The following is a 16,731-nucleotide window of genomic DNA, read 5'->3' as shown; positions in this document are numbered from 1 at the left end:
GCTCAAGACCAAGACGGTGGGGGCCCGCGCCACGCCCGAAGGCATCGAGGTGACGTTTGCGCCGGCAGAGGAGGGTGGCACCGCCCCCGCACCGCAGGTGTACGACCTGGTGCTGCAAGCCGTGGGCCGCACGCCCAACGGCAAGAAGATTGCCGCAGAAAAGGCGGGCGTGGCCGTCACAGACCGTGGGTTCATCAACGTCGACATCCAGATGCGTACCAACGTGCCGCACATCTTCGCCATCGGCGACATCGTGGGCCAGCCCATGCTGGCGCACAAGGCGGTGCACGAGGCGCATGTGGCGGCAGAAGTTATCGCCGGTGAATTGCAGGGCAACAAGGAACTGGCCAGCGCCGCCTTCAACGCCCGCGTGATCCCCAGCGTGGCCTACACCGACCCCGAAGTGGCCTGGGTGGGCCTGACCGAAGACCAGGCCAAGGCCCAGGGCATCAAGGTCAAGAAGGGCCTGTTCCCGTGGACGGCCTCCGGCCGCGCCATTGCCAATGGCCGCGACGAGGGCGTCACCAAGCTGCTGTTCGACGATTCCCCCGAGGCCCACGGCCACGGCAAGATCCTGGGCGGGGGCATCGTTGGCACGCATGCCGGCGACATGATTGGTGAGATTGCGCTGGCGATTGAGATGGGCGCCGACGCCGTGGACATCGGCAAGACCATCCACCCGCACCCCACGCTGGGCGAAAGCATCGGCATGGCAGCGGAGGTGGCGCACGGCAGCTGCACAGACGTCCCACCGGCTCGGAAGTAAGCGCACTTTCTGCGAAAGTGCGGATAAGCAAAAAGGCAACCCGAAGGTTGCCTTTTTTATTTCTGAAATTGATAGCTTTGGGGGTTTGCTGGATAAGCAGCCGGGATATCGGCAAGACTATCCACCCCCATCTGCGACGAAAGATGCCCGCGCGCAGCCTTCACGCTCAGGCCTGCTCAAAGCGCACGGTGTAGCCTTGTCCTGTGGCAATCACTTCCAGCAGGCGGTCGATGTTGGGGTGCGCGCCAGGGCGGTTTTTGGCGTCTTCGGTGTGCTCGGCAAAAATTTCCAGCCCTTCCTTGGCGGCCTCGACGTTGATGGCGCCGTGCTTGGTGGCCAGCGCGTTGTAGACGGCCACCGAACCCGCCTTGCCAGGTTGGTTCGGGATGGTAGCCACTTCGTTGCCGTTGGCATCCACGAGGTGCAATGCTTTCAGGTGGGTGATGGAGGGCAGGGTTTTGAGGTTGTCCGCAAAAGACATGGGGTGATTCCAATCTAGATGCATGGCGGGCCGGCTGGCGGCCTGCTGGTGCTCGGGTTCTGGGGGAGGAGGGCGCCGCGCGCTTTTTCGCTTTACGTTCTAGGCTTTTAAACCCTCAAGGTTACCCGCTCTGTGGGCGGTGCCACAGCGCGGCGCGCCACCTTGGGACAGTGCGCTGCGATGGTGATGGCAGGCATGTTATCTGGGGACGCTGCGGCCCCTGATTTGATGGCGTACAGCCCCTTTTTGATAGGCATTGGAGACCATTTTGCGGATTGTCGGCATTGGCGTTAGGGTGAGCTCAAAACCCTGAGGTCTCCCGTGCCAGCGCCAGTGCATAGTTGTCGGTCATGCCGCCGATGAAGTCGAGCACTTCCAGAAAGGCGTGGTACTTGCTGCCGCCCGTGCGCGGCGGCTTGTCCAGCAGCCGCAGCACCCGTTTTTGCCGTTCGCTGAGTTCCTGCCCTCGGTGGAAGCCGTCGATGGCGGGAATGAACATCGACAGCAGATGGTGCAGGCAGGGGTAGGCGGCTATTTCCTGCTTGATTTTGCTGGGGTGCGTGTAGATGCGTTCTCCGGCGAGCTGCTTGGCGGCCTTCAGCGCCTGCGCGCAGTCGGCGCTGGAGTTCTGGAAGAAATCCGCCTGCGCATAGTCACCGGCCATGATGGCGTCGTGGTTGCGCATGAATTCCTGGCTGGCGTATTCCACGCAATCGCCAATGAAAATGCTGCGCAGCGTCGCACACCGTTGGCGTGGCTCCATGGGGTAGCTGCCCAGGCGGGGCTGGTAGGCCTGCAGCCGGTCCTCGAATTCGGCGGTGGAGAGGATGCCCATCTCCACCGCATCCTCCAGGTCCAGCACCGAGTAGCAGATGTCGTCGGCCGCCTCCATCAGGTACGACAGCGGGTGCCGGGCCCAGCGGCGGTCTGCCTCCAGCGCCTTCAGGCCGAGCTCGCCAGCCACGGCCTTGAAGTAGGGCAGCTCGGACTGGTAGATGTTGAACTTGCCCTTGGGGCCGGATTGGTCCGACGTCCAGGGGTATTTCAGCAGCGCGCCAATGCTGGCGCAGGACAGGCGCATGCCGCCCATGCCGGTGTACATCTCGGTGGTGCAGACGATGCGCAGGGCGTGGGCATTGCCTTCGTAGGTTTGCAGGTCGCACACCTCGGCGGCGTGCAGGCCGTCGAGGTAGCGCGCATTCTCTGGCTGACGGAACCATTCGCGTAGCGCGTCTTCGCCCGTGTGGCCAAACGGCGGGTTGCCAATGTCATGCGCCAGGCACGCCACCTGCACGATGGCGCCGATGTCGTAGGGCGTGAACGCCTCAGGCAGCGCGCCACGCGCCTTCAGCGCTTCGCCCACCTTGATGCCAATGCTGCGGCCCACGGCGGCCACCTCGACGCTGTGCGTCAGCCGGTTATGGACGTGGTCGTTCTGCGCCAGCGGGTGCACCTGGGTCTTGCGGCCCAGGCGGCGGAAGGCGCGCGAGAAAACCACGCGGTCGTGGTCCTGCAGGTATTCCGAGCGGCTCTGGTTGCTGCCCTGGTTGCGCGAGCGGTAGTCCGAAACCAGTCCGTCTTCTACCTTGAACTTGCGCGTGGACAGCAGATTTTTCCATTGCATACAGGGCCTCCTTGGCATGCCCTGCTTTTTACTCTACTTTTGAGAGCTGCCAGCGCTTTCCCCACAAGGGCTGGAGCCTGTTTTTGCTTGCAATGTGGGCGCCGTCTTACGCCGGCTGATGAGCAGCACCCCGGCCAGCACCAGCGCGGCACCGCCGATCTGCCACCACGACAGCGGCTCGTCCAGCAGCCAGCAGCTGAAGAAAATGGTCAGCATCGGCCCCAGGGTACCGATGAGCGCGGTTTTCGATGCGCCGATGCGCCGGATCGCCGCCGAGGTCATGAACACCGGCAGTACGGTCGAAAAAATCGCCATGGCCAGGGCATGCAGGTACACCGGCACCGGCTGCACCAGCGCCCCCAGCGGCTGCGTGGCGGCGAAGTGCCCGAGCGACGCCAGCGTGGACACCAGCAGCGCCAGCGCCGTGAAGCGCGCCGCGCCCAGGCGCTGGATGGCGGGCTCGCTGCCCGCCTGGTAGAAGGCGTACGACACGGCCGAGCCGAACACGAACCCCGCACCGATGAGCACGGCACGCGTGTCGCCGGCCAGCTGCAAGTCGTGCGCGAACGCCAGGCCAATGCCCGCGTACGACAGCAGCAGCGCGCCAATTTCGCGCCGCGAGGCCGTCTTGCCCAGAAACAGCACGCTGATAACGATGGTCAGCGTGGGGTAGGTGAACAGGATCAGCCGCTCCAGGCTGGCGCTGATGTACTGCAAGCCCATGAAGTCGAGGATGCTCGCGCCGTAGTAGCCCAGCAGGCCCAGCGCCAGCACCAGCAGCCCGTCGCGTGGGCGCAGCGGCTGCAGCGCGCTGCTGGCGCGCCAGCCGACCCAGACGAAAAACGGCATGGAAAACGCCATGCGCAGCGCCAGCAGCGTGACCGAGTCCACCGGCACCGCCTGGGGCACGGCATAGGCGAGCTTGACGAAAATGGCTTTGAACGAGAACCCCAGGGCCGCCAGCAGGGCGAAGGTGAGACCAAGGCGTTCGGAGGACCAGTGTTTCCAGGGCATGGGGCAGGGAGAAGAGGGCAAGGCACGGTGCGCATGCGTCAAAACCGAAGGCAGCACACACAGGCCGCCATGGTGCGGGTATTTGTTGCAGGGCACAATTGCCCATTCGGCAAGCGTGCGTTCGTCAATTCCGAACGCTTGCCCCATCGCCTGCGCCGTATTGCCATGAGCTATGACCTGACCGACCTGCGCCTGTTCGTCGCCATCGCCGAAGAGGGCAACCTCACCCGCGGCGCGGCGCGGGCGTTCCTGGCGCCGTCGTCGGCCAGCCACCGCCTGCGGCGGCTGGAAGACGCGCTGCACACCACCCTGTTCGAGCGCCAAACGCGCGGCGTCGCCCTCACGCCGGCGGGCGAGGCGCTGCTGCGCAACGCGCGCCAGGTGCTGGCCAGCCTGGAGCAGCTGCACGCCAACCTGTCGCCGTTTGCCAGTGGGCTGCGCGGCCACGTCAGCCTGTGGGCCAACACGCATGCCACGCACACCTTCCTGCCCGATGACTTGGCGGGGTTTCTGCGCCAGCAGCCGCAGGTGCGCGTGACGCTGGAGGAGCGCACCAGCACCGACATCGTCGTGGCCGTGGCCAGCGGCGAGATTGAGGTGGGCGTGCTGGCCGACAGCGGGCACAGCGCCGGGGTGGACCTGCGGCCCTACCGCCAGGACCGGCTGGTGCTCATCGTGCCCCGTGGCCATGCGCTGGCAGGGCAGGCGCAGGCGGGTTTCGCCGAAGTGCTGGGCCACCCCTTCGTCATGCTGCACGCCGGCTCGGCCATCCACACCTTCACCATGAACGCGGCGGCGGCGCTGGGGCGGCACCTGGACGTGCGTATCCAGGTACGCAGTTTCGAGGCCGTGTGCCGCATGGTGGCGGCGGGCGTGGGCATCGGCATGGTGCCGCGCAGCGCCGTGCGCCAGGCTGGCTTGAGCGAGCCGCCCGTGGTGCTGGAGGTGAACGAACCCTGGGCCCAGCGCGACCTGCAGATTTGCACCCGCCGCGGTGCGCCGCTCTCCGGCTTTGCCCAGGCGCTGGTGGCACACCTGGCGGCCAGTGCACAGGTGCAGGCGTATGCGCAAAACTGAGCATGCTTCATAATTGATAGCTGCCAGCGCTTGTTGGATAAGCGCTGGAGGCCAAAAAAATACCAAAACTCTTCCCATGCAAGCCCTGCTCGACGCCATTGCCGCCATGCCCCTGCCTACCGATGCCCAGCGCATCTTCCATGGCCGGGGCGGTCTGTACCCAGGGTGTGAGGCGTGGACGCTGGACGTGTTTCCGCCGGTCTTTGTGCTGACCAGCTTCGCGCCCGCCACCGAGGCGCAACTGGACGCCGTGGGCGCCGCGCTGCAGGCGCGCTGGGCGCAACTGGCGCCAGGGCAGGCGCTGAACTGGGTGTTCCAGCACCGGGGCGAGGCGCTGCGCCTGGAGGGGCGCAGCGACACCCGCCTGATGGCGGGCAGCGTGCCCGAGCCGCATGTGGTGACCGAAGACGGCGCGCGCTACCGCGTGCACGTGCTCAAGGGGCAGAACCACGGCCTGTTCCTCGACATGGCCGAGGGCCGCCGCTGGGTGGCGCGCCACGTGGCCGCGCACCGCGTCGCCACGGGCCGGGGCGCCAAGGTGCTGAACCTGTTTGCCTACACCTGCGCTTTTTCGGTGGCGGCGCTGCGCGCCGGTGCGGCCCAGGTGGTAAACGTGGACATGGGGCGTGGCGCCATCGCCAGCGGCCAGCACAACCACCAGCTCAACGGGCTGGCGGACGCGCGTTTTCTGGCGCACGACATCTTCAGCTCCTGGGGCAAGATCACGCGCGGCGGGCCGTATGACCTGGTGATCGCCGACCCGCCAAGCTACCAGAAGGGCAGCTTCGTCGCGACCAAGGACTACGCGCGCCTAGCGCGCCGCCTGCCGGACCTGCTGGCACCTGGCGGCCACGCGCTGCTGTGCCTGAACGCACCCGAGCTGGGGAGTGACTTTCTCCAGGCACTGGTGCGTGCCGAGGCGCCCGAGCTGGCGTTCGTCGGGCGGGTCGAGAACCCGCAGGTGTTCGCCGACGTGGACGCTGAGCGTGCGTTGAAGGTGCTGGTGTTCCGTGCGCCCGGCGGTGCCCATGAGTGCTCCTGAAAAAGGAGCTTTCAGCGCTTTTCTGTAAACGCTTTGCGTCTGATTTGATCGGATAAATATCAGGTGCCGGGGGGCGCGGGCAGCGCCAGCCCTGCTGCCTGCACCACGCGCACGCAATCGCGCAGGTGCTGCTCGCCCAGGTAGCGCAGCGTGGCATAGCCCAGCGCGGCCGAGGCGGCCTGGCCCGCCAGCGGCACGTACTTAGCCGCCTGTTGCGCCGACAGGCGCAGGCCCACGGCCTGCGCGGCACGCAGCACCAGCTCGCGCGTGATGAACTTGCCGATCAGCGCCGAGCCCACCAGCGCCACGGCCTTTTGCACTTGCTCGCGCTGCTGTGGTGCCAGCCGGTCGATCTGCGCGGGCGTCAGGCCGAATTCGGCGTTGATTTGTGGGATCAGGCGTGAGAGCAGGGCGGCGTCCACCGCCCAGTCGAGACCCGGTACGGGCACCACCCCGGCGGCAGCGGCCACCAGGGCGCGGCGGTGCAGCAGCTTGCGGCTGCGCTCCACGGCGGCCAGCAGCGGCGGCGAGTCGGCCGCCATCTGGCGCGCGTCGGGGGCCTTGGCCGCCATCGTCAGCGGCCCGCGCGGCCCTTGACCAGGCCGTAGAGCGCCAGCAGCACGATGGCGCCGACCACCGAGGCGATCCAGCCCGCGGCTTCGCCCTCGCGGTACCAGCCGAGCGCGGAGCCCGCGTAGTTGGCGAGGAACGCCCCCGCCACGCCCAGCAACGCGGTCATGACGATGCCCAGCTTGTCGTCGCCGGGCTTGAGCGCGCGTGCGATCAGGCCCACGATGAAGCCCACGATGAGAGTGCCCAGGAGAGAGAGCATGGAGGTTCCTGCAAAGTCGTAAAGCCCCAGACTGTACGCATTTGCGGGCGCGCTGCAGGGCGCGCCCCAAAAAGCACACAGGCCCTGAACGGGCCTGCGGTGCGGGGGAGGCGTTGGGGCGCCTATTGGCGTGCCAGGGCCTCGGGGGTGACGCGGCGCGCGCCGTTGAAGCGCAGGCGCCAGTACGACTCGTCCATGCTTTCCACGCGCACCTGGGAGCCGCTGCGCGGCGCGTGGATGAACTTGCCTTCGCCCACGTAGATGCCCACGTGGCTGAAGGTGCGGCGCATGGTGTTGAAGAACACCAGGTCACCGGGTTGCAGATCCTGCTTGTCGATCACTTCGGTGGCCTTGGCCTGTTGCGCGGCATTGCGCGGCAGGATCAGGCCCACGGTCTGCTCGTACATGGCGCGCACGAAGCCGCTGCAGTCGAAGCCCGTCTCGGCGCTGTTGCCGCCACGGCGGTAGGGCACGCCCAGGAAGCCCATGGCGCTGACGACCAGGTCCGACGTGCGGCCGGCCACGTTGCTGCGCATTTCCTCGAACTGCGCCAGCAGCGCTTTTTCGTGCAGGAAGCGGGACATGGAATCGTTGCTGGGTGTTGCGTCGGGTGCCGCATGGGCGGTGGCGCATACCAGCAGGAGAAGGCATAACCATCTGGACATGGGGCGCGAGATTACCACGCCATGCTGCCAGGGCTATTACAACAGTCCGTAAATTTGACATGCATCAGGCCCCCTGTTCCGGCTTACCAGGGTTTTCCTGCGGCCGTGAGCGCCCGTCGGCGTGGGGGCAGGGTGGGCGACAATGGCCGCTTGTTGCCCGTTTGCGAAAGAAAGAATCTCCATGCTGCTTGACGCCGATGAATCCCAACTCGTTCTGGTGGACTACCAGGAGCGCCTGATGCCCGCTATCCACGAAGGCGCCGCCGTGCTGGCCAACGCGCTGCGTCTGGCCCGGGTGGCGCAGCTGCTTGACATGCCGGTGTGGGGGACGGAACAGAATCCCTCGCGCCTCGGCCCCAACGATGCGGCGTTGCGCGCTTTGTGCCACAAGACGTTGGCCAAGATGCATTTCAGCGCCGCCGAAGAAGGCCTGGGCGAGTGGCTGCGCCCGCCGGCCAAGCCGCAAGGCGGCAATGCGCGCAGCCTGCCCAAGCACTTGCAAAAGCCCCAGGCCCAGGCGCCGGAGCGCCAGACCATCGTCATCGCTGGCTGTGAAACCCATGTGTGCCTGCTGCAGACGGCGCTGCAGCTTGTCGAGGATGAATTCGACGTGTGGGTGGTGACCGACGCCTGCGGCTCGCGCACCGAGCGCAACCGCGACGCCGCCTTTGACCGCCTGGCCGGTGCTGGTGCCGAGCTGGTGACGACCGAGATGGTGCTCTTCGAGTGGCTGCGCTCGTGCGAGCACCCGGCATTCAAGGACATGCTGGGGCTTGTGAAGTGAAACACCCCCCTGAGCCGCTGCGCGGCTTCCCCCCGCTCTCGCCACGCTGTGCGTGGCGGGCAGGGGGACGACGCCAGCGCGGCGGGGCGGCCCTTGCGCGGCTGCCCGCGCCTGGGCCGCGCCGGTTTCATGCGATGCAGGTGGCGCGCAGCGCCATGGAAAACTGAGATAAAGAGAGGAAAGCAGGGCATGACCGCACCGACGACCGCACCCATCCGCCGCTTAGCCATCAGCACCGGCGGCGGCGACGCTCCGGGCCTGAACGCCGTGATCCGCGCGACCGTGTCGGCGGCCACGCGCCGGGGCTGGGAATGCGTGGGCATCCGCGATGGCTACAACGGCCTGCTGCTGCCCGAACGCTACCCGCAGGGGGGCTTGGTTGCGCTGACACACGAGCGCGTGCGCGGTATTGCGCACCTGGGCGGCACCATCCTGGGAACCACCAACAAGGGCAACCCGTTCCAGTTCCCGGTGCGCCAGCCCGACGGCAGCCTGCGCGAGACCGACCGCTCGGACGAGTTGTTGGCCGCTTTCGCCCGCGAGGGCATCGACGCCCTGGTCACCGTGGGCGGGGACGGCTCGCTCGCCATCGCCCATGAACTGGGGCGCAAGGGCTTGCGTGTGGTGGGCGTGCCCAAGACCATCGACAACGACCTGGACAAGACGGTCACCACCTTCGGCTTCGACACCGCGGTGTCGTTTGCCACCGAATGCCTGGACCGCCTGCACAGCACGGCCGAGAGCCACCAGCGCATCATGGTGGTGGAGGTGATGGGGCGCTACGCAGGCTGGATCGCGCTGCACGCGGGCATTGCCGGGGGCGCGCATGCCATTTTGCTGCCGGAGATCCCGTTCGATCTGGCAGGCGTAGTAGCCAAGGTACGCAACCGGGACGCGCTGGGGCGCATGTATTCCATCGTCGTCGTGGCCGAAGGGGCGTTTCCCCGCGCGGGCGAACGCGCGCTCATGGCGCCCGCCGAGGCCGGCCACGCTGAACGGCTTGGCGGCATGGGCGAGCAGGTGGCGCGCGAGCTGGCCCGGGCCACCGGCAAAGATGCGCGCGTGGTGGTGCTCGGGCATCTGCTGCGCGGCGGTTCGCCCACAGCCTTCGACCGGCTTGCCGCGCTGCGCTTCGGTGCGGCGGCCGTGCGTGCGCTGGAGAGCGGGCTTTCGGGCGTGATGGTGTCGCTGGCGTTCCCGAATGTGGAATATGTGCCGCTGGCCGAGGTGGCCGGGCGCATGAAGGGCGTGCCGCTCGACGGTGACACGCTGCAGACGGCGCGCGACCTGGGGATTGCGCTGGGCGACTGAGCTGGGGGATGCTGGCGCCGTCAGATTCCCGCAAGGCCGTCATGAATAATTATGAATTCAGATTGCCTGTCCTCGGGACGGACAGAGGCCCAAGGAGACCCCCACCATGCCGCACTACGCCGACTTCCACCGGCGCTCGATTGACGAGCGCGACGCCTTCTGGGCCGAGCAGGCCCGCCTGATCGACTGGCAGACGCCACCCCAGCAAGTTTGCGACTACAGCAACCCGCCGTTCGCCAAGTGGTTTGTGGGCGGCACCACCAACCTGTGCCACAACGCGGTGGACCGCCACCTGGCTGCGCGTGGTCAGCAGAACGCGTTGGTCGCCATTTCGACCGAAACCAACACTGAGCGCGCCTACAGCTACGCCGAGCTGCACCAGGAAGTGCAGCGCATGGCAGCCTGCCTGCAGGCACTGGGCGTGAAGCAGGGCGACCGCGTGCTGATCTACATGCCGATGATTGCCGAGGCCGCGTTCGCTATGCTGGCCTGTACGCGCATCGGCGCCATCCATTCGGTGGTGTTCGGCGGTTTCGCCTCGTCGTCGCTGGCCACGCGCATCGAGGATGCGCAGCCGGTGGTCATCGTCAGCGCTGACGCCGGTTCGCGCGGCGGCAAGGTGGTGCCTTACAAGCCGCTGCTCGACGACGCTATCGAGCTCTCGGCGCACAAGCCTGCCGCCGTGCTCATGGTGAACCGCGGCCTGGCCCCGGCCAGCCTGCGCGCTGGACGCGACCACGACTGGGCCACCCTGCGCGCATCGCACATGGACACGCTGGTGCCCTGCGTGTGGATCGAGTCCACCCAGCCCAGCTACACGCTCTACACCAGCGGTACCACCGGCAAGCCCAAGGGCGTGCAGCGCGACACTGGCGGCTACACCGTGGCGCTTGCGTCGAGCATGCGCCACATCTTCCAGGGCAACCCGGGTGACACCTATTTCTGCACCAGTGACATTGGCTGGGTGGTGGGCCACAGCTACATCATCTACGGCCCGCTGATCGCCGGGATGACCACCATCCTGTACGAAGGCCTGCCCATCCGGCCCGACGCCGGCATCTGGTGGAGCATCGTGGAGAAGTACAAGGTTACTCACATGTTCTCGGCGCCCACGGCAGTGCGCGTGCTGAAGAAGCAAGACCCCGCGTACCTCAGCAAGTACGACATTTCCAGCCTCAAGGCGTTGTGGCTGGCAGGCGAGCCGCTGGATGAGCCCACGGCCACCTGGATCAGCGGTGCGCTCAACGTGCCCATCATCGACAACTACTGGCAGACCGAGACCGGCTGGCCCATCCTGACGCTGTGCAACGGCGTGGAGCAGCAGCCCTCACGTTTCGGCAGCCCCGGCAAAGCGGTGTATGGCTACAACGTCAAGCTGATCGACGAAGCCACCGGCGAAGAGCTTACGGTGCCGAACCAGAAGGGCGTGGTCGCCATCGAGGGCCCGCTGCCCCCGGGTTGTCTGCAGACCGTGTGGCGTGACGACGACCGCTTCGTCAACACCTACTGGAAGAGCATTCCGGGCCGCCTAATCTACAGCACCTTCGATTGGGGCATCCGTGATGCCGATGGCTACTACTTCATTCTGGGCCGCACCGACGACGTGATCAACGTCGCCGGCCACCGCCTGGGCACGCGCGAAATCGAGGAATGCATTTCCTCGCACGCCAACATTGCTGAAGTGGCTGTGGTCGGTGTGGCCGACCAGCTCAAGGGCCAGGTGGCCCTGGCCTTTGCCGTGCCGCGCAACACCACCGGGCTGGAAACGCCCGAGGCACGCGCCGCGCTCGAGGCCGAAGTCATGAAGGTGGTGGACGGACAGCTCGGCGCCGTGGCACGCCCGGCGCGGGTGCACTTCGTCACCGTGCTGCCCAAGACGCGCAGTGGCAAGCTGCTGCGCCGCGCCCTGCAGGCCGTGGCCGAGCGCCGCGACCCGGGCGACTTGACCACCATGGAAGACCCGGCCGCGCTGCAGCAGATCAAGGACCTGATCAGCTGAAAGGGTGCTGGTTTGCTCCTGAAAGAGGAGCTGCTAGCGCTTGCCAGATAAGGGCTAGGGCCCAAAAATCCTTGAAACCCCACAGGCACAGGCCTGTGGGGTTTTTTGTATTGCAGTGATCCATGGCGCCCCTGTGAGCCCGGCGCAGCCCAGGCCAGCGCACGCCGCGCAAGGGCCTCAGCCGGCCGCGCCGCGCTGAGCATGCGTCCCCTTGCCCGCAGCGCGCAGCACTGCGAGAGCGGGGGGAAGCGGCGCAGCCGCTCAGGTTGGTGTTTCTGCCTGCCAGCCCGCGGGCAGTTTCCAGTGCGCCACCCAGTGGACAAAATCTTCCAGCGGCATAGGCCGGGCGATGTAGTAGCCCTGGGCCAGGGGGCAGCCCAGCTGCTGCAGCCGCTGGCCCTGTTGCGCAGTTTCCACGCCCTCGGCAATCACGCCGAGGCCGAAGGAGCGCGCCAGGCCGATCACGCCCTGGACGATGGCCAAGTCGCCCGGATCCACCAGCATGTCGCGCACGAAGCTCTGGTCGATCTTCAGGGTGTCCATGGGCAGGCGGCGCAGGTAGGTCAGGGACGAGTACCCGGTGCCAAAGTCGTCCAGCGCCACCGTGATGCCCTGCGCACGCAGTTGCGCCAACTCCGCGGCGACGTGCTCCACGTCGTACAGCGCCGCGCTCTCGGTGATCTCCAGCTTGACCAGCGCGGCCGGAGCGTCTGGGTGGCTGTCCAGGCAGCCCAAGATCCAGCGTGCAAAGCCCGGCTGCTGCAGATGCCGGGCGGCGATGTTGATGCCCAGCGGCAGCGCCAGGCCCTGGCGCCGCAGTGTGGCAATGCAGCGCAGCGCTTCGGCAAACACCCATTCCCCGAACGGAATCTCCAGTTCCGTGCCCTCCAGGGCCGGCAGAAAAGCGCCAGGTGCCAGCACCCCCTCTTGCGGGTGGCGCCAGCGCACCAGGCACTCCGCACCCACCACTGCGCCGCTGTCCATGTCCACCTGCGGCTGCAGGTACAGCGTGAACTCACCGTGCTCCAGCGCCTGGCCCAGCCGCTGGATCTGGATATGCTGCTCGCGCTGGCTGCGCGCCAGGATGGCGTCGAAACCGTGGAAGCGGTTGCGTCCGTTCTGCTTGGCCTGGTACATGGCCTGGTCAGCGTGGCGCAGCAGGGTGTCGGCGTCGGCGTCGTCCTCGGGGTACAGGGTGTAGCCAATGCTGGCGGTGATGCCAACGCGCTCGGCCTCTAGCGTATACGGCGCCGATATGTGGGCCATGAGCTGCCGGAGCTTTTGCTCGCAGCCCTCGCGCGTCTTCAGGTCGGGCAGCAGGATGACGAACTCGTCTCCACCCAGGCGTGCCACGCAGTCCGTGGGGCGCAGCGCGCGGGTCAGCCGCGCGGCCACGATCACCAGCAGGCGGTCGCCCGCACCGTGGCCTAGCTTGTCGTTCACGGGCTTGAACCCGTCCAGGTCAAGGTAGGCCACGCCCAACTGCGTACCGTTGGCACGCGCCTTTTCCATGGTGTCTTGCAGGCGCTGCGCCAGTTGCACGCGATTGGGCAGGCCGGTGAGGGCATCGAAGTGCGCCAGGCGCTGCAGCTGCTCCTGTTGCTCGCGCTGGCGCGTGACGTCCAGGCTCACCCCCAGCATGCGCGCGGGCTGACCCTGGGCGTCGTGGCCGACGATCTTGCCCATGTTGCGGATCCAGCGCGCGCCGCCCTGGGGCAAAGCCACGCGCCAGGTCACGTCGAACGGGGTGGCCGGCGCGCCCGCATGGCGCTGCACCTCGGCCTGCACACGCTCGATGTCTTCCGGTGCCAGGCCAGCGCTCCAGCCGAGCGAAGCGCTGGCCTGCCGGCCGGTCATGGCGCGCCAGCGTGCGTCGCCGCTGATCAGGCCCATGTGCAAATCCCAGTCCCACAGGCCCAGGGACGCAGCGGATACGGTGAGTGAGAGCAGTTCCTCGCGCTCGCGTACGCGTTCTTCGTTGCGCTTGCGCTCGGTGATGTCGTGCGCCGAGAACAGCCAGCTGGGTTCGCCGTAGTAGTCCACTTCGCGCAGGGACTGCAGCACGGTGCGCCGCGTGCCGTCGCGCGCAGTCAGCGTGATTTCGTAGTCGCTGAGCTGGCCGTTGGACGCCATGGCGGCGAGCATGTCCGCCCGGTCCCCGGGGGCGAACAGGCCCAGCTCCAGCGCATTGCGGCCCAGGGCCTCGTCCTGTGTGATGCCAGTGAGCGCTTCCCAGGCGGGGTTGACGATCTGGTAGCGGCCATCGCTGCGCCGCACCATGCCCATGGGCTGGTCCACCAGCTGGAAGATGCGCGCGAAATGCTCCTCGGACTGGCGCAGCTGTTCCTCGGCGCGCTTGGCTTCGTCGATGTCCTGCATCACGCCGCGTACGCGCGCCAGGCGCCCGTTTTCGACCACAGGCTCGCCACGCGCACGCACCCAGACCCACTCGCCGTCGGCGCGCACCACCTGCATCACGATGTTCCAGTCGATACCGTGGCGGATGCATTCCAGGAATTTGGCCCGCATGGCCTCGCGCCAGGGCGGGGCAACGTAGGTATCGATGTAGTTGCGCGGCAGCGGCGCCCCCTTGGGCAGGCCGTGGATTTCGTAGCACACGTCGGACCAGTAGACGATTCCTTGCCCTGGCGCATCCTCCCAGGCGCCCAGGCGTGCCAGGCGGCCCGCTTGCTGGAGCAGTCCGTTGACGGCCAACAACTCGTCGCGTGTGCGCTGCTCCTGGGTCATGTCGTGAAAGACAAAGACCAGGCAGTCCTCGCCGTCGAGCTTCAGCGGCTGGGCCGACATCAGGCCCGGCACCAGCCGATCGCCACTGCGCGCCACCAGCGGCAGACTGGTGACATGGCCATCGCGCTGCAGTGCTTGAAGCAGGCGCTCGCGTTCGTGCGGGGTTGCCCAAATGCCCATCTCCGTCGAAGTCCGGCCCAGCCAGGCATCGCGCGGGCGCCCGAGCAGCGCGCAGAAGGCGGCATTGACGTCAACGTAGCATCCGTCCGATTGCCGGGAAATGCCCGCGGGATCGGGCAGCATCTGGTAGATGGCAGAGGACTTGGCCTCCGATGCACGCAGGATTTCCTTGTCCGCGCGCTGCTGCGTCACGTCCTGCGTCATGCCCGCGAAGCGCAGGGGGCGCCCCTCGGTGTCGCGCTCTACCACATGCCCGCGCGAAAGTACCCAGTGCCACTGGCCGTCCAGGTCGCGTATCCGGCACTCTGACTCAAACAGCTCCACGGCACCGGCACGGGCACTGGCAATGTAGGGGCGCAAGTGCGCGGCGTCATCAGGATGGCGCAGACTGTCCCAATAGGCCTGGACGGTCTCAGCGGGCTGTTCGTAGACGCCGAACTGGCGGAAGAACTCGCCCTCGAAGCGCAGTTGCCGGGTGCCCAGGTTCCACTCCCAGTAGCCGCAACCCAGAGCCTGCATGGCCAGCAAAAGCGCCTGCTCGCGCCCCTGTGAGCGCGTGCCTGCGTCCGCGCAGGGCGCACCGCGCCACCGCGTGGCCAGCCGCTGCCACCATTGCCTCGCCCATGCCATGTCCATGGCAATAAGTGTAGGGGCGCCTACGCAGCCTGCACCGCAACGCGGCTTGGTGCATGCACGGCTTGACGAAAAAAATCAGCGCGCCCCGGTGCGCAAGGTCATCAATCCGGTGGAAAGCAGCGTGCCGCAGACGATGACCAGCCCGCACCCCAGCATCCACGGCGTAACGTGTTCCCCTAGAAACAGCATGCCGTAGAGGACGGCGAACACGGGAGCCAGAAACGTCACGGCCAGGGCGCGGCTGGAGCCGACACGTGCGATCAGGCGAAAGTACATGATGTATGCGATGCCTGTACACAACACCGCAATGGCAGCCACCGCCCCCCAGGCACGCAGCCCCGGCGTGGTGGCCGGCCAGAACCACAGGGTGGGCAGCGCCAGTACCAGGGCCGCGCCCAGCAGGCTGCCCGTGGCCGATGCCAGGGCGGGCACGCCCGTCAGATAGCGCCGCGTGTAGCTGGCGGCCACTGCGTAGCAGGTAGAGGCCAGCAGGCAGGCCAACAGGGCCCAGCCCGCGTGGCTGCCCCCGGCGCTGACGCCCCCGGGTGCGCGCCAGGCCAGCAGTGCCACGCCGATGAAGCCCAGTGCCAGGCCGAGCCAGCGCAGCCGGTTGATGCGGTCGCCGAGCCAGGCCCAGGCCACAAGGGCCCCGAACAGTGGCACCGTGGCATTCAGGATCGAAGTCAACCCTGTAGCGATGTGCAGGACGGCCCAGGCGAACAAAGCGAACGGAATGGCCGAATTGATCAGTCCGGCGAACAGAATCGGCCGCCAGTGCCGGCGCAGCGCTGGCCACTGCCCTTGGCGCAGCAGGATGGGCAGGAGAAACGCCGCGGCCAAAGCCACGCGCAGCCCGGCGGTGGGCAGCGGGCCGAACTCTGCCGCGCCCAGGCGCATGAACAGGAAAGATGCGCCCCACAGGGCAGAGAGCAAGAGAAATTCCCCGAGCCAGGAGGGGGACGGCGTAGCGGTGGGCGAGGTCATGAATCGGTCGAAAGTGGAGGAGGCGCTGCCTCTTCAAGCCGCAGCAGGGCGCGCTTGCGCTCCAACCCGCCGGCATAGCCTGTGAGGCTGCCGTCGCTGCCCAGCACCCGGTGGCAGGGCACGGCCACGCTCACCGGGTTGCGGCCCACGGCGGCGCCCACGGCGCGCACGGAGGAGGGTTTGCCCAGTGCCTGCGCGATAGCGAGGTAGCTCGTGGTGCGGCCGCGTGGAATGGCGCACAGCGCCCGCCACACGGCCTGCTGAAAGGGCGTGCCGCCACGCAGATCCAGCGACAGGTCAAAGCATGTGCGCGTACCGCCCAGGTATTCCTGCAGCTGGCGGGCCGCCTCGCGCAGCACGGGATGGGCATCGGTGGCTGGCCAAGCGCCCGGCCCGTCGAGCTGTGCCGGAAGATGGCGCTGGCCGTCGAACCACAGACCCACAAGCCCCAGGGAGGAGGCAGCCAGACGCGCCTCGCCCAGCGGCGAAGGGCAGCGGCTTTGGACAGTGTCGGTGGGATAGTGCATGGCGGAATCCTTTGATTACATACTAAATGGGTCTGGTGTGCCGGACAGAGCCCTCCGCTGC

General features: G+C 67.3%; 15 protein-coding genes. 6 read left to right on the top strand and 9 right to left on the bottom strand.

Features of this window, described 5'->3' with window-relative positions; translation table 11 throughout:
- The coding region (locus BN2503_RS11830) for an oxidoreductase dimerization domain-containing protein (protein ID WP_158447357.1) at positions 1-766 on the top strand (766 nt) is incomplete at its 5' end.
- 166 nt (positions 767-932) lie between these two features.
- Here the strand turns inward: BN2503_RS11830 and BN2503_RS11825 are convergent.
- The 3 genes from BN2503_RS11825 to BN2503_RS11815 all read right to left on the bottom strand — a co-directional run bounded on the left by BN2503_RS11825 (position 933) and on the right by BN2503_RS11815 (position 3,885).
- Complete coding sequence (locus BN2503_RS11825; protein WP_054256866.1) at positions 933-1,247, bottom strand: DUF2322 family protein; 315 nt, start codon at positions 1,245-1,247, stop codon at positions 933-935.
- Positions 1,248-1,548: 301 nt separating this feature from the next.
- The gene (locus BN2503_RS11820; protein ID WP_175537962.1) at positions 1,549-2,871 is read right to left on the bottom strand and encodes a deoxyguanosinetriphosphate triphosphohydrolase; all 1,323 of its coding nucleotides are present in this window, start codon (positions 2,869-2,871) and stop codon (positions 1,549-1,551) included.
- Positions 2,872-2,904: 33 nt separating this feature from the next.
- Entirely contained in the window at positions 2,905-3,885 is a 981-nt protein-coding gene (locus BN2503_RS11815; RefSeq protein WP_054256872.1) for a DMT family transporter, read from the bottom strand.
- A gap of 165 nt (positions 3,886-4,050) precedes the next feature.
- Between BN2503_RS11815 and BN2503_RS11810 the strand changes: the two genes are divergently transcribed.
- Together BN2503_RS11810 and BN2503_RS11805 are read left to right on the top strand one after the other, a co-directional pair.
- Positions 4,051-4,962 (top strand): LysR family transcriptional regulator, encoded by a 912-nt coding sequence (locus BN2503_RS11810; protein ID WP_054256864.1) that lies wholly within the window; start codon positions 4,051-4,053, stop codon positions 4,960-4,962.
- A 76-nt stretch (positions 4,963-5,038) separates the two neighbouring features.
- Positions 5,039-6,004 (top strand): class I SAM-dependent methyltransferase, encoded by a 966-nt coding sequence (locus BN2503_RS11805; RefSeq protein WP_054256863.1) that lies wholly within the window; start codon positions 5,039-5,041, stop codon positions 6,002-6,004.
- Positions 6,005-6,063: 59 nt separating this feature from the next.
- Here the strand turns inward: BN2503_RS11805 and BN2503_RS11800 are convergent, their stop codons facing one another.
- The 3 genes from BN2503_RS11800 to BN2503_RS11790 all read right to left on the bottom strand — a co-directional run bounded on the left by BN2503_RS11800 (position 6,064) and on the right by BN2503_RS11790 (position 7,501).
- Positions 6,064-6,576 carry a hypothetical protein gene (locus BN2503_RS11800; RefSeq protein ID WP_054256862.1) on the bottom strand — a complete coding sequence of 171 codons (513 nt, stop codon included), beginning with the start codon at positions 6,574-6,576 and terminating at the stop codon, positions 6,064-6,066.
- Between the two features lie 2 nt (positions 6,577-6,578).
- Complete coding sequence (locus BN2503_RS11795; RefSeq protein WP_054256861.1) at positions 6,579-6,836, bottom strand: GlsB/YeaQ/YmgE family stress response membrane protein; 258 nt, start codon at positions 6,834-6,836, stop codon at positions 6,579-6,581.
- A gap of 122 nt (positions 6,837-6,958) precedes the next feature.
- Positions 6,959-7,501 carry a C40 family peptidase gene (locus BN2503_RS11790; RefSeq protein ID WP_054256860.1) on the bottom strand — a complete coding sequence of 181 codons (543 nt, stop codon included), beginning with the start codon at positions 7,499-7,501 and terminating at the stop codon, positions 6,959-6,961.
- Positions 7,502-7,682: 181 nt separating this feature from the next.
- Between BN2503_RS11790 and BN2503_RS11785 the strand changes: the two genes are divergently transcribed.
- The 3 genes from BN2503_RS11785 (at position 7,683) to BN2503_RS11775 (ending at position 11,595) form a co-directional block, all read left to right on the top strand.
- Positions 7,683-8,285 (top strand): isochorismatase family protein, encoded by a 603-nt coding sequence (locus BN2503_RS11785; RefSeq protein WP_054256859.1) that lies wholly within the window; start codon positions 7,683-7,685, stop codon positions 8,283-8,285.
- A gap of 189 nt (positions 8,286-8,474) precedes the next feature.
- The gene (locus BN2503_RS11780) at positions 8,475-9,596 is read left to right on the top strand and encodes a 6-phosphofructokinase (protein WP_054256858.1); all 1,122 of its coding nucleotides are present in this window, start codon (positions 8,475-8,477) and stop codon (positions 9,594-9,596) included.
- A gap of 106 nt (positions 9,597-9,702) precedes the next feature.
- The gene (locus tag BN2503_RS11775; RefSeq protein ID WP_054256857.1) at positions 9,703-11,595 is read left to right on the top strand and encodes a propionate--CoA ligase; all 1,893 of its coding nucleotides are present in this window, start codon (positions 9,703-9,705) and stop codon (positions 11,593-11,595) included.
- Between the two features lie 261 nt (positions 11,596-11,856).
- Here the strand turns inward: BN2503_RS11775 and BN2503_RS11770 are convergent, their stop codons facing one another.
- From BN2503_RS11770 to BN2503_RS11760, 3 genes are all read right to left on the bottom strand, one after another.
- Positions 11,857-15,159, bottom strand: coding sequence for a sensor domain-containing protein (locus BN2503_RS11770; protein ID WP_054256856.1), 3,303 nt, complete (start codon positions 15,157-15,159; stop codon positions 11,857-11,859).
- Positions 15,160-15,234: 75 nt separating this feature from the next.
- Positions 15,235-16,143, bottom strand: a complete 909-nt coding sequence (locus BN2503_RS11765; RefSeq protein ID WP_054256855.1) for a DMT family transporter — start codon at positions 16,141-16,143, stop codon at positions 15,235-15,237.
- On the bottom strand, positions 16,140-16,670 hold the full coding sequence (locus BN2503_RS11760; protein ID WP_054256854.1) for a methylated-DNA--[protein]-cysteine S-methyltransferase: 531 nt from the start codon (positions 16,668-16,670) through the stop codon (positions 16,140-16,142). The genes BN2503_RS11765 and BN2503_RS11760 overlap by 4 nt, the downstream gene beginning before the upstream one ends.
- Positions 16,671-16,731 lie beyond the last annotated feature (61 nt).

Origin of the sequence: Paenacidovorax caeni, from assembly GCF_001298675.1 — a bacterium.
GTDB classification, from domain to species: domain Bacteria; phylum Pseudomonadota; class Gammaproteobacteria; order Burkholderiales; family Burkholderiaceae_C; genus Paenacidovorax; species Paenacidovorax caeni.
This window is presented reverse-complemented; position numbering and strand designations above follow the sequence as displayed.

Coding starts and splice junctions, on each gene's coding strand:
- BN2503_RS11780 (WP_054256858.1), top strand. CDS start 8,475: ATGACCGCACCGACGACCGCACCCATCCGCCGCTTAGCCATCAGCACC.
- BN2503_RS11810 (WP_054256864.1), top strand. CDS start 4,051: ATGAGCTATGACCTGACCGACCTGCGCCTGTTCGTCGCCATCGCCGAA.
- BN2503_RS11785 (WP_054256859.1), top strand. CDS start 7,683: ATGCTGCTTGACGCCGATGAATCCCAACTCGTTCTGGTGGACTACCAG.
- BN2503_RS11805 (WP_054256863.1), top strand. CDS start 5,039: ATGCAAGCCCTGCTCGACGCCATTGCCGCCATGCCCCTGCCTACCGAT.
- BN2503_RS11760 (WP_054256854.1), bottom strand. CDS start 16,670: ATGCACTATCCCACCGACACTGTCCAAAGCCGCTGCCCTTCGCCGCTG.
- BN2503_RS11820 (WP_175537962.1), bottom strand. CDS start 2,871: ATGCAATGGAAAAATCTGCTGTCCACGCGCAAGTTCAAGGTAGAAGAC.
- BN2503_RS11795 (WP_054256861.1), bottom strand. CDS start 6,836: ATGCTCTCTCTCCTGGGCACTCTCATCGTGGGCTTCATCGTGGGCCTG.
- BN2503_RS11800 (WP_054256862.1), bottom strand. CDS start 6,576: ATGGCGGCCAAGGCCCCCGACGCGCGCCAGATGGCGGCCGACTCGCCG.
- BN2503_RS11775 (WP_054256857.1), top strand. CDS start 9,703: ATGCCGCACTACGCCGACTTCCACCGGCGCTCGATTGACGAGCGCGAC.
- BN2503_RS11790 (WP_054256860.1), bottom strand. CDS start 7,501: ATGTCCAGATGGTTATGCCTTCTCCTGCTGGTATGCGCCACCGCCCAT.
- BN2503_RS11815 (WP_054256872.1), bottom strand. CDS start 3,885: ATGCCCTGGAAACACTGGTCCTCCGAACGCCTTGGTCTCACCTTCGCC.
- BN2503_RS11770 (WP_054256856.1), bottom strand. CDS start 15,159: ATGGACATGGCATGGGCGAGGCAATGGTGGCAGCGGCTGGCCACGCGG.
- BN2503_RS11825 (WP_054256866.1), bottom strand. CDS start 1,247: ATGTCTTTTGCGGACAACCTCAAAACCCTGCCCTCCATCACCCACCTG.
- BN2503_RS11765 (WP_054256855.1), bottom strand. CDS start 16,143: ATGACCTCGCCCACCGCTACGCCGTCCCCCTCCTGGCTCGGGGAATTT.